General features: G+C 38.1%; 11 protein-coding genes and 1 pseudogene. 11 read left to right on the top strand and 1 reads right to left on the bottom strand.

Going from position 1 to position 12,053, the window contains the following annotated elements; all coding sequences use genetic code 11:
- Positions 1–354 precede the first annotated feature (354 nt).
- From vanR to IGJ87_RS09035, 11 genes and pseudogenes are all read left to right on the top strand, one after another.
- Positions 355–1,055, top strand: a pseudogene (gene vanR, locus IGJ87_RS09085) (VanR-ABDEGLN family response regulator transcription factor).
- The gene (locus IGJ87_RS09080; RefSeq protein WP_089030466.1) at positions 1,048–2,163 is read left to right on the top strand and encodes a sensor histidine kinase; all 1,116 of its coding nucleotides are present in this window, start codon (positions 1,048–1,050) and stop codon (positions 2,161–2,163) included. The pseudogene vanR and the gene IGJ87_RS09080 overlap by 8 nt, the downstream one beginning before the upstream one ends.
- Positions 2,164–2,266: 103 nt before the next feature.
- A complete protein-coding gene (gene ddcY, locus IGJ87_RS09075; RefSeq protein ID WP_317756695.1) occupies positions 2,267–2,929 on the top strand; it encodes a D-alanyl-D-alanine carboxypeptidase DdcY in 663 nt (220 codons plus the stop codon).
- 152 nt (positions 2,930–3,081) lie between these two features.
- Positions 3,082–4,353, top strand: coding sequence for a UDP-N-acetylglucosamine 1-carboxyvinyltransferase (locus IGJ87_RS09070; protein ID WP_002299679.1), 1,272 nt, complete (start codon positions 3,082–3,084; stop codon positions 4,351–4,353).
- A complete protein-coding gene (gene rho / locus IGJ87_RS09065; protein WP_002290332.1) occupies positions 4,350–5,645 on the top strand; it encodes a transcription termination factor Rho in 1,296 nt (431 codons plus the stop codon). The genes IGJ87_RS09070 and rho overlap by 4 nt, the downstream gene beginning before the upstream one ends.
- A gap of 98 nt (positions 5,646–5,743) precedes the next feature.
- Positions 5,744–6,007 carry a type B 50S ribosomal protein L31 gene (locus IGJ87_RS09060; protein ID WP_002290330.1) on the top strand — a complete coding sequence of 88 codons (264 nt, stop codon included), beginning with the start codon at positions 5,744–5,746 and terminating at the stop codon, positions 6,005–6,007.
- A 446-nt stretch (positions 6,008–6,453) separates the two neighbouring features.
- The gene (locus IGJ87_RS09055) at positions 6,454–6,903 is read left to right on the top strand and encodes a PTS sugar transporter subunit IIA (protein WP_430609219.1); all 450 of its coding nucleotides are present in this window, start codon (positions 6,454–6,456) and stop codon (positions 6,901–6,903) included.
- Between the two features lie 56 nt (positions 6,904–6,959).
- Entirely contained in the window at positions 6,960–8,378 is a 1,419-nt protein-coding gene (locus tag IGJ87_RS09050) for a PTS fructose transporter subunit IIC (RefSeq protein ID WP_002338702.1), read from the top strand.
- Positions 8,378–9,238 (top strand): ketose-bisphosphate aldolase, encoded by an 861-nt coding sequence (locus tag IGJ87_RS09045; RefSeq protein WP_002299682.1) that lies wholly within the window; start codon positions 8,378–8,380, stop codon positions 9,236–9,238. The genes IGJ87_RS09050 and IGJ87_RS09045 overlap by 1 nt, the downstream gene beginning before the upstream one ends.
- Before the next feature lie 173 nt (positions 9,239–9,411).
- Entirely contained in the window at positions 9,412–10,185 is a 774-nt protein-coding gene (locus IGJ87_RS09040; RefSeq protein ID WP_002299683.1) for a DeoR/GlpR family DNA-binding transcription regulator, read from the top strand.
- 146 nt (positions 10,186–10,331) lie between these two features.
- Entirely contained in the window at positions 10,332–10,697 is a 366-nt protein-coding gene (locus tag IGJ87_RS09035) for a DUF2512 family protein (RefSeq protein WP_002289228.1), read from the top strand.
- Positions 10,698–10,844: 147 nt separating this feature from the next.
- Here IGJ87_RS09035 and IGJ87_RS09030 read toward each other — a convergent pair whose 3' ends face one another.
- On the bottom strand, positions 10,845–12,053 hold the full coding sequence (locus IGJ87_RS09030) for an MFS transporter (RefSeq protein ID WP_430609215.1): 1,209 nt from the start codon (positions 12,051–12,053) through the stop codon (positions 10,845–10,847).

The following is a 12,053-nucleotide window of genomic DNA, read 5'->3' as shown; positions in this document are numbered from 1 at the left end:
TTTTTTTAGTAGATGGTATTCGCCTTAGAAAGGCAAAGTTATAATTATCAATAAGAGAGTTATTATTCCAAGGTTATAGAAACCTTTTATAAAAGGAATCTTTGTTAAAAAACATCTGTAGGAAAATCATCAGAAAATTTTGAGGGAAAAATGAAGATTACTTATAGTTTATGAGTTAAAATAAATATTGATAACTGAATTCGTATGAGTAGATAGATACATAATGAAAGAATATTGACAATTACATAACGAAAATACGAAGGCAAGTACATTAAATAGCACAATGTTTTTAATAATAGTCGACATGGATATGATATAATTTAGAAAATTTGTTAGTGGTGGTGAAACAATACGATGCCAGATAAAATATTATTGGTAGACGATGAACAGGAAATTGCTGATTTGATCGAAGTCTACCTGAAAAATGACGGATATGAAGTACAGAAATTTTATCTTGGACAAGAAGCGTTGGACTGCATAGAAAGAGAATCATTTGATTTAGCTGTATTAGATGTGATGCTTCCAGACATTGATGGATTTAAAATCGTCCAAAAAATCAGAGAAAATCATTTTTTTCCTGTGATTATGCTGACAGCAAAAATAGAAGACATAGATAAAATAACTGGTCTGACTTTAGGTGCAGATGATTATATCACAAAGCCTTTCAATCCTTTAGAAGTCGTTGCGCGAATCAAAACACAGTTAAGACGTTTTCAGAAATATAACATTCAAGTTGATTATTCGACAGAAGAATCGATAAAAGAAATTGATATACACGGACTAATCATTAACCAAACGCTACATACGTGTACACTTTATGGGGAAACAATCTCTCTAACACCCTTGGAGTTTTCTATCCTATGGTATTTGGCCGAACGAAAGGGCGAGGTCGTTCCAGCAGAACAGCTGTTTGAAGCCGTTTGGGAGAAAAATTTCTCGACAACAATAATACAGTCATGGCACATATCGGACGCTTGCGTGAAAAACTCAAAGAACCAACACGCAAACCAAAATTTATAAAAACTGTTTGGGGAGTGGGCTATAAAGTTGAATAAAACAGGTGATGCCAAAAATTCTTCACGTTTAAAAAAACGCTTGCTGAAACGATTAGCTACACAATTAAGTATTTTTACTGTAGCAACAATCAGTGCTTTTATGATATTTTTTTTTGTTAGTCGCTTTTTATTCGGGCTCTATACGTGGGAATGGTCGGATAGATTCTATCAATTTGCGAAAAACCTAGAAAGAAATTATATTTTTGTCGTTTTGATTGCGTTACTAGCTGGAGGATTGGTTATTTTACTTAGAACATGGTCAAGAAGTATGGCACAGTTGGATGAAGTACTTGAAGCTTCAAGGAAACTTTATCAAAATCAAATAGAACCTCTCAAACTTTCTGAAGATCTACAGGAGTTTGAATGGGAATTGAATCAAATTCGTCAGGAAGTAGTTTTGAGTCAGCATCAAGCCAAAGAAGCGGAGCAACGAAAAAACGACTTAATCGTTTATTTAGCTCATGACTTGAAGACGCCTTTGACTTCAGTGATAGGCTATCTTACACTGTTACGAGATGAACAGGAAATTTCTTCTGAACTAAGAAAACATTATCTATCAATTTCCTTAGATAAGGCAGAAAGACTAGAAGAACTGATCAACGAGTTCTTTGAAATTGCTCGGTTTAATTTATCAAATATCGAATTGATGCCGACAAAAGTCCATCTGAAGATGATGTTAGAACAGCTAAGTTATGAATTTTTGCCTCTTTTGTCTTCCAAGCAGCTGACTCTAGAAAGTGAGTTAGAAGCTGATCTTTCGATTCGTTTTGATGTCGATAAAATGCAGCGCGTTTTTGATAATCTCTTACAAAACGCAATCAACTACAGCTATGAAGGAGCAGTGATCAAACTCTCGGCAAAAACAGATCAAGACAAGAAACGGGTTAAGATTATTTTCTCTAATCAAGGTCCAACTATTCCACCTGAAAAACTATCTAGGATTTTTGAACAATTTTTCCGATTAGACACCGCACGACAAACAAATCGAGGAGGAGCTGGACTGGGATTAGCAATTGCCAAACAAATCATTGAACTTCATGCTGGCCAATTGACTGCACAAAGTAAAGATGAAGAGACAAGCTTCACAATTGATTTGCCGCTTTCGTAGGAAAATCGTAAGAGATTCTTGTTAAATAACAGAAAATTGTCTTTGTTTTACTTGGTAAACTTACTAAGAAAAGCAAAGATTTTTTAGTTGGAGGACAAGAATAATGAAAAGATCGTATAAGACAGTAGCTGTAATCCTATTAATCGTCTTATTAGCAAGTGTAGGTCTATTTTTTAGAAAGATACCACAAAAAATCCAAGTATGTGGAGAAGAACGAGATTCATGGAATCTACTACTAGTCAATGCAAAACATAAAATACCTCAAGGATACACAGTGGAGTTACAAAAGCTATCCAACGATCAAGCAGTAGACAAGCGTATATATCCTGACTTACAGCTGATGCTTGATGCAGCAAGAGCAGAAGGAATCTATCCGAAAATCGTTTCAAGTTTTCGAACGACAGAAGATCAAGAAAAAATCATGGAAGATAAAATTGCCGCCTTTCAAGAAAAAGGCTATTCCAATCAAAAAGCAAAAGAAGAAGCAGCAAAATGGGTAGCTGCACCAGGCACAAGTGAACATGAATTAGGATTAGCAATAGATATCAACGCTGAGTCAAGTATTTCTACAGACAAAGAAGTGTATGAATGGTTAGCAGATAACGCGTATCAATATGGTTTTATCTTACGCTATCCATCAAACAAAGTGCATATTACGGGTGTTGGTTACGAACCATGGCATTATCGATACGTTGGTAAAAAAGCAGCAAAAAAAATAACCGAGGCAGGGATAACATTGGAAGAATATTTAGGGAAAACAGAATAAGTACCTCGCTTTGAAAAGATCTCGGATCCATCTGCTTCAGTCGGGGATCTTTTTTTTTACTTAAACGGCAGACCATGCTCGTTTCTTTTTTTTATCTATGATAAAATACAAGCATATCCATGAAAAAAGATTAATAAACAAGGTGGAAACAGATGAAAAAAATCGTAATCAAAGGAAACCGACCTTTAGCTGGTGAAGTAACGATCAGCGGTGCAAAAAATAGTGCAGTCGCATTGATTCCAGCTGCAATCTTAGCTGATTCCCCAGTGATCTTGGAAGGTGTGCCGGACATACAAGATGTTCATTCATTAATTGAAATTTTAGAGATCATGGGCGCAACTGTCCATTTTTCCAACAACATACTAGAAATCGATCCTCGAGAAATCGTATCGATTCCGATGCCGCACGGAAAAATCAATAGTTTGCGTGCTTCTTATTATTTTATGGGAACACTGCTTGGTAAATTTGGCGAAGCGGTAGTAGGCCTGCCAGGTGGCTGTTATTTAGGCCCTAGACCGATTGATCTACACGTCAAAGGATTTGAAGCTCTAGGTGCTGAAGTGACAAATGAACATGGTGCCATGTATTTACGGACAGAAAATAAAGGATTGCGTGGCAATCGGATTTTCATGGACGTGGTTTCAGTCGGAGCAACGATCAATGTGATGTTAGCTGCTGTAAAAGCAAAAGGACAGACAGTAATTGAAAACGCTGCACGAGAACCGGAAATCATAGATGTGGCAACTTTACTGAATAATATGGGGGCAAAAGTTCGAGGAGCGGGTACAGATGTGATCCGTATCGAAGGAGTCGAAACATTACATGGCTGTCGGCATTTCATGATTCCTGACCGCATCGAAGCAGGAACCTATCTAGCATTAGCAGCTGCAGTAGGAAATGGTATCAAAGTGAAAAATGTGATCTTTGAACATTTGGAAAGCTTTATAGCAAAATTGCAGGAAATTGGTGTCCATATGAAAATCAGCGAAGATGAAATCGAAGTTTACCCCTCGAAAGAATTAAAACCCGCAAACATCATGACCTATCCTTATCCAGGATTTGCCACAGATCTGCAGCAGCCACTTACTGCGTTACTATTGATGACTACAGGCACTTCAGAAATCATCGATACGATCTATGCGAAACGTGTGAATCATGTGCCGGAACTAGCACGAATGGGCGCTGATATTACCGTGGAAGGAAATATGATCATCGTGAATGGTCCAAATAAACTTCACGGCACAGAAGTCGTGGCTTCTGATCTTCGGGCAGGTGCTTGTTTAGTGATTGCTGGACTATTGGCAGAAGGGACAACGACGATTTACAATGTAGATTATATCTTACGCGGTTATGATCATATTATCGAGAAACTAACAGCCTTAGGGGCATCAATTGAAATGATAGAGGAAGTGGGAGCTGAATGAGCGATTATTTGACAATGGCAGAACTAGAGAACAAAACGTTAAAAGAAGTTTATAGTTATGCCAAAGAATTTAAAATTCCTTATTACAGTAAGATGAACAAAAAGGAATTATCTCTAGCTGTGATTCGTGCACAAGCAGAGAAACAAGGATTTTATTATATGGAAGGAATATTGGATATCGTTGGTCAAGATGGTTACGGTTTTTTACGGCCAATCAATTATGGACCAAGTGCAGAAGATATCTATATTTCTGCCTCACAAATCAGACGATTCAGTTTGAGAAATGGGGACAAAGTGGCAGGAAAAGCCCGTCCACCTAAAGAATCGGAACGTTATTATGGTTTGATGCACGTGGAAAGCGTTAATGGAAAAGATCCGGAAGAAGCAAAAGAACGTCCGCATTTTCCAGCCTTAACACCTCTTTATCCGCAAAGACAGCTTCAATTGGAAACAACACCGCAAAGACTATCTACCCGAATGATCGATATCTTTTCTCCAATCGGTTTTGGTCAGCGTGGATTGATCGTCGCACCGCCAAAAGCAGGGAAAACTTCTGTATTAAAAGAAATCGCGAATGGCATCACAGAAAACTATCCGGAAGTAGAATTGATCGTTCTACTGATTGATGAACGACCGGAAGAAGTAACTGACTTAGAACGAAGCGTGAAAGGCGACGTGGTATCTTCAACATTTGATCTGCAGCCGCAAAACCATACTCGAGTTTCTGAATTAGTATTGGAGCGTGCTATGCGTTTAGTCGAAGATAAACGAGATGTCGTTATCTTGATGGATAGCATTACTAGACTTGCTCGAGCTTATAACTTAGTTGTTCCACCAAGCGGACGTACATTGAGTGGCGGGATTGACCCAGCCGCATTGTATAAACCTAAGAAATTTTTCGGGGCAGCAAGAAACATCGAAGAAGGTGGCAGTTTGACGATTTTAGCGACCGCTTTAGTCGATACAGGAAGCCGTATGGATGACGTGATCTATGAAGAATTCAAGGGAACTGGAAATCTAGAATTACAACTTTCACGCGAGTTATCCGAGCGTCGGATCTTCCCAGCCATCGATATCAAAAAATCAGGTACCCGAAAAGAAGAATTATTAATGCCAAGTGAAGAATTAGAAGAAATTTGGAAACTTCGAAAAAATATGACTGGAGATTCATTAGAATATACGGAACAACTGATCCGCTTTTTGCGTAAAACAAAAAACAATCAGCAATTTTTCAAAGAATTTCAAGATGTCTCCTTTGGTAAAAAAAATCCGACTAGAAATCTGAAAAGATAATTGCAACCTTGACTGAAACATGTTAAGATGTTAATGTTGTAAATCGACAAATCAACTCTGGTTCAGCAAATGGAGCAGGGCAAAGGAGCGAAAAAATCATGAAAGAAAACATCCATCCAGATTACCACCCAGTAGTATTCATGGATTCAACAACTGGTTTCAAATTCTTGTCAGGTTCAACAAAAACTTCACAAGAAACAGTTGAATGGGAAGACGGTAATACATACCCAGTCATCCGTGTCGAAGTAACTTCTGACTCACATCCATTCTACACTGGACGTCAAAAATTCACACAAGCAGACGGACGTGTGGACCGTTTCAACAAAAAATACGGTCTCAAAGACGCAAACGCTGCGGAATAATAAAAACGCTGATAACTCAACGTTTAGCAGACTATCTGATAGGGATAGTCTGTTTTTTTATGTTTTTTTGCCAATTTAAAACTTCGTTTGATGCTGAAAAAGTCGTAGGATCATAATGCACAAAACAATGAAAAAAATAGTATATAGCTTTGACTATCAACATGATAAAGACACCTTTTATTAACGAAATGAAAGAAGGTTATTTCGAAGTAAAAAACCATTTACCTAAAATTAGAAGCTAAGCTTTCCTTTCAAGGAAGGCTTTTTGTTTTGTTATAGACTTGCGATTGTTTGTGAGCTAGATCGTTCATTTTAATGACTTATACACGCGGATGATGGGTCTTTTTCCTCTGTTCATTCATAATATTGAACGGTACAGCTAGCGATGCTATACTGACCTCAGTTCCAAGAAAACGTTAACATTTTTTGTGGGGGAGAGGTTTTTTATGAGGTTTGATCAATTGATCGCAAAAGAACTGATTGTTTTCGATCCATCGATAGATTCAAAAGGATCATTATTTGAGCGAATAGGGGATGTGTTGAAAAAAACAAATAAGGTAAGAAATGTTCAAAAAGTCGTTAAGGCACTATTCAAACGAGAGGAGGAGATCTCCACAGGAATAGAAGATGGATTTGGGATTCCCCATGCAAAAAGCAAATATGTGAGAAAACCAGCACTGTGTTTTTTTCATACAGCCAAATTAACGGACTATAGCGGGATAGATGAAATGCCAATTGAATATATTTTTGCCATCGTAGTTCCTGAAAAATCAGCAGATATGCATCTAGAGATTCTCAGCGCACTCTCCAGACGATTGATGAATGCAGATTTTAGAAAGGGAATAAAAGAAGCCACTACGCCAGCAGATATCATCAGACAGATTAGTCAAGAATGAAAATAGTAGAGTCTTTGTCCGAGTATCGATAGTGAAGAAAAAGGAGGAAAATAATCATGAAAATCGTTGGTGTAACTGCTTGCCCGACTGGAATTGCTCATACTTATATGTCGGCAGAAAAATTAGAAGTAACAGCAAGAAATCTAAACCATCAAGCAAAATTCGAAACACAAGGTGTAAAAACAGAAAATCAGTTATCTGAACAAGAAATCAAAGAGGCAGATGCAATCATTCTTGCAGTAGATAAAGAAATCGAATTGGACCGATTTGCCGGGAAAAAAGTAAAGCGTGTCTCTACAAGCCGAGCAATCAAAGAACCGCAAGTAGTAATAGACGAAGCATTGAGAGATATTGGCGTATTCGTTGTGTCTAATGAAAAAGAACCAGCTGCAAATGAGAAAAAGCCGACAATCTATAATCATTTCATGAATGGTGTGAATTACATGCTTCCATTTGTGATCGCAGGCGGAATCATCATCGCACTGAGTTTTGCCTTTGGGATTACAGCGGCTGATCCCAACTCAGCAGACTATAATGTGTTAGCAGCTGCATTTTCAAGGATCGGAGGAGATACAGCGTTTGCCATGATGGTTCCTGCGTTAGGCGCAGGGATTGCTACATCGATTGCTGGAAAAGCAGGTTTTGCCCCAGGAATTGTTGCCGGATTACTGGCCTCTACAGGTGGTTCAGGTTTTCTTGGCGGAATGATTGGTGGCGTGCTAGCAGGGTATATCTGTGATTTTCTGGCAAATAAAATCAGCGTAAAAAAAGAATTTTCTGCTATTTATCAGCTGATTGTCGTCCCCCTTTTATCGATCTTAATTATTGGGCTTTTGATGGTATTTGTGATTGAACAACCGATCACATGGGTGTTGGATGCTTTGACAAATTGGCTGAATAGCTTGGGAAATACATCCGGGCTATTGTTCGGATTACTTATCGGGATCATGATGGCAGCTGATATGGGTGGGCCGATCAATAAATCGATTTCGACTTTCTCGATCGGTTTGATGTCAGCTGGAGTAAATGCACCGATTGCTGCTTGTATGGCTGCAGGAATAACACCTCCCCTAGGTATTGCTTTAGCCACTTTATTATTCAAACATAAATTTACCAAAGAAGAACGGACTTCAGGTCAATCATGCTGGATTTTAGGCGCTTCGTATATTACAGAAGGTGCTATACCGTTTGCGGTATCTGACCCGATCCGCGTGATACCTAGTTTGATGACAGGTTCAGCAGTCGCTGCAGGGATTTCCATGGCAGTAGGAGTTACTTCAATGGCACCTCATGGAGGGATTTGGGTGATGCTAATTCCAAATGTTATGAACAATTTACCTATGTATGTCTTGGCAATTGCATCAGGTACAGTCACTACAGCCTTTATGCTTGGACTATTGAAAAAAACAGTGAAAGAGAAAAAACAAGACAAGTGGACGAAAAATGAAAATCTAACAAATGAGGTGGAAGCGTAATGTTATATACAATGAAAGAGTTATTGAAAGTGGCTAAAGAGAATCAATTTGCAGTACCAGCCTTCAATATTTGCAGCTATGATATGATGAAAGCAATCATCGAAGAAGCAGAGAGATTAGAAGCACCAGTAATCTTAGAAATTCATCCTGATGAAATCGCCTATTTAAGTGTTGAGTTTGTTGCGGCAGTAAGAGCCTATGCTTATACAAGTAAACTGCCGATCGTTATCCACTTGGATCATGGCGGTACGATAGAAGATGTCTTACGGGCGATTCGAAACGGCTATTCTTCCGTGATGATCGATGCGTCTTTGAAATCATTCGACGACAATGTACAGATTACGAAAAAAGTGGTTGCGTTAGCTCATGCGGTAAATGTCTCAGTGGAGGCTGAGCTTGGAACGATTGGGAATAATGGTTCTGCTGAAGGAGGTGCTGAAACAATCATTTATACAGATCCTGATCAAGCGAAGATTTTTGTGAAAGAAACAGGAATCGATACACTTGCTGTAGCAATTGGAACAGCGCATGGCTTGTATCCGAAAAACAGAACTCCAAAATTAAATATCGACTTACTGAAAGAATTGAACCAACAAATCGATCTTCCATTTGTTTTACATGGCGGTTCAGGTAATCCGGACGCAGAAGTCAGCGAAGCTGTAAAATACGGAGTTGCCAAAGTGAATTTGAGCTCAGATCTTAAAAGCGTCTTTTTCAATGCTTTGAGAGAAATATTGAGTGAAAATCCATCGATGTACGAGCCGAATGAAATTTATCCAGCAGCTAATAAAAAGGTACAAGAAGTAGTCAAACATAAAATGGAAATTTTGAACACAGTAGGCAAGGCTAGCTTATACTAAAAATAAAAATGTATGATCAAGAGGGTATGACAATAGTCTTGTCATACCTTCTTAACCACACACGATGTTCAGAAGTAGTTTTTTCGAAAAATTTCTTCTTATTTCTCGAAGCCAATCACTTCTGTCACAACCTCTTTTTTCCTGTTACTATATAAAGTAAATGGGGTGATTTTATGTTGAATGAAGTGGAGAATAGACAGCAGGAGATTGTGAATTATCTAAAAAACAACCAATTTGCAAGAGTCACCGATTTGATCGAGTTAGTAAATTATAGCGAAGCCACGATTAAACGTGACCTTGTTTTTCTGGAAAAAAGTGGATTGATCCGTAGAGTTCGCGGTGGCGCCATGCTTGTTGACAATCGAAAAATTGACGTGCCTTACCTGATGAAGATCACCAAATTAGAAGAAGAAACAGAAAAACGTAAGATTGCAGATACAGCTTCTTCTTTGATTCGAGATGATATGGTCTTATTCTTGGATTCCAGTACAACCTCTTTACATTTAGTCAGAAACCTAGCAAGATTTGATGGTTTGCAGATCATTACGAATGGCATCGTCACAGCTGCTATGTTGAGTGAATACACAACGGCAAAAGTATCTGTATTGGGTGGGGCAATTGTTCCGAAACGAGCAACAATCAACGGTTCAAAAGCCTATAACGATGCATTGTCATATTATGCGGATTTAGCGATAATGAGTTGTCGCGGGCTAGATTTCAGCCAAGGAGTAACAGAAACTCATGAAGGAGAGGCAATGGTCAAAAAAGCTTTTAGAAAACAATCAGACCGGCTTGCCGTTTTAGTTACACAGCAAAAAATTGCACATAAATTCATGCATCAATCCATTGCTTTTCATGAAATCGATTATCTGGTGACAAGTAAAGAACTGACAAAAGAACAGTATGCGAAAGTAAAGGAACACCATATCGAATGTCTGTATGGATAAATTATTACGTGAATGTTCTAAGTGGCTTCCTCATTTTTAGATAGGACCTTATCTTTGCTCGCTTCTCTTAGCCGATGGTATAATAATGAAAAGGTTATCTTGTTAGATAATCTTACTTTTTTATCCAGGAGAAAGGAGTGCAGAAAATGAAACATGTGAAGGCGTTGGTAGTGAAGGCAATCATGATCTGGGCGATTCTGTGGGTCGTGCTGACAGGTTTATACGGTGTTAGCTTTATGGATTCAACAATTGTTGGGGTAATTATTGTAGTCATGATCTATGTGCTAGGGGATCTGTTGATCTTACGTAAAGTAGGGAACATCGCAGCGACGATCGCAGATGCTGGTTCAGCTGCAGTTATCTTGTGGCTCTATCTATATTTTATGAATGATACAGTCGATATTTGGATGAAAGTATTGATTCCTGCTCTATTGATCGGTGTGGCAGAATGGTTCTTCCACAAGTGGTTGCTAAGTCAAGGCATCGTACCAGATGAACGGAAAATGGAATAAATCAACAGTTAAACTATTCTTATCGATAAATGAAAGCTTTAAAAATAAATAGATGTTTAATTAAGAATAATCATAAACTATTTTTACTCAAAAAACCGCTCAGATCATTTTCAGATCTGAACGGTTTTTTTTATCTATTCATCAAGATCAAATTTCATTTTTCAATGATTCAATCAATTCGCCCTCTGCTTCATGACTATGTTTTCGGCCATTAACAAGATAGAGTGCTGTACATATCAATGGAATGACTCCGGCAATCACATACAATTCTCTAAATGAAGTAAGAGATTTTAGCATCCCCATCAAATAAGGACCAACGCCTAAGCCTAGGTCTAAACCAATAAAGTAGGTAGATAAAGCAATACTGATTCGATGTTCGCGGACGATTTTTAAACAAACAGCCTGTCCATTTGACATAAACGTACCATAACCTAGGCCGACTAATGCTCCAGAGATAAGCAATGTCACACTATTCGTCGTTACACTCAGTAAAAATAATCCTGCTGTTAAGAATAAATAGCTAGGATACATCACGTATTGTTCTCCTTTGACATCGAAAATCCTTCCAGTCAATGGACGTGTAAATGTGATGACCAAAGCATATACGACGAAGAAAAATGACCCAGCAGCAACTAAGTGGATTACTTTTGTATAAGAAGATAAAAATGATAAAACACTTGAATAAGAAAGACCCATCAAAAAGGCAATTCCTGTAATGAAAAGTGCTTTCTTTTCAATAAAACTATTGATATTCCATGAGCGAAGAGATATTTTTTGTTCTTCAGATAATGGAATATTTTTTACAGGAAAGACAAGGCAGGCAATCGTAACAAAGAAGACCAGTACAATTGAAAACCAGATAATGAAACGAAAATCAGTCATATTCAGCAAAATCATTCCTAAAAATGGCCCAACAGCGGCAGCTAAACTAGTACTTAATCCATAATAATTGATGCCTTCCCCTTTTTTAGATGCAGGGATATATGCAGTAACGATAGCATTTGTAGCTGTAGAAACTGTACCGTAGCCGAATCCATTCAAGAATCGAACTAAATACAATGCCCCGATAGTTGGCGTATAAAGATATGCTAATGTTGAAAGGAGATAGAAGATCGCGCCGCCTCTTAAGGTAAACTTCCGACCAAATAGTTCTAACTGTTTCCCCATGAATAAGCGTGCCAGCAATGTTCCGATGATATAGATCCCAGAAGCAAAACCTGCTTGGCTCAAGCTGGCGTGTAAGGTGTCTTGCGCAATGACTGCCATGATGACCATCAACAGATAATAAATCAGGTAGACAATAAAATTGATCAATGTGATTCCAATAAAATATTTATTAAATAATTTCTTTTCCAT

This window comes from Enterococcus sp. DIV1411a (assembly GCF_050531945.1).
GTDB lineage: Bacteria > Bacillota > Bacilli > Lactobacillales > Enterococcaceae > Enterococcus_B > Enterococcus_B faecium.
This window is presented reverse-complemented; position numbering and strand designations above follow the sequence as displayed.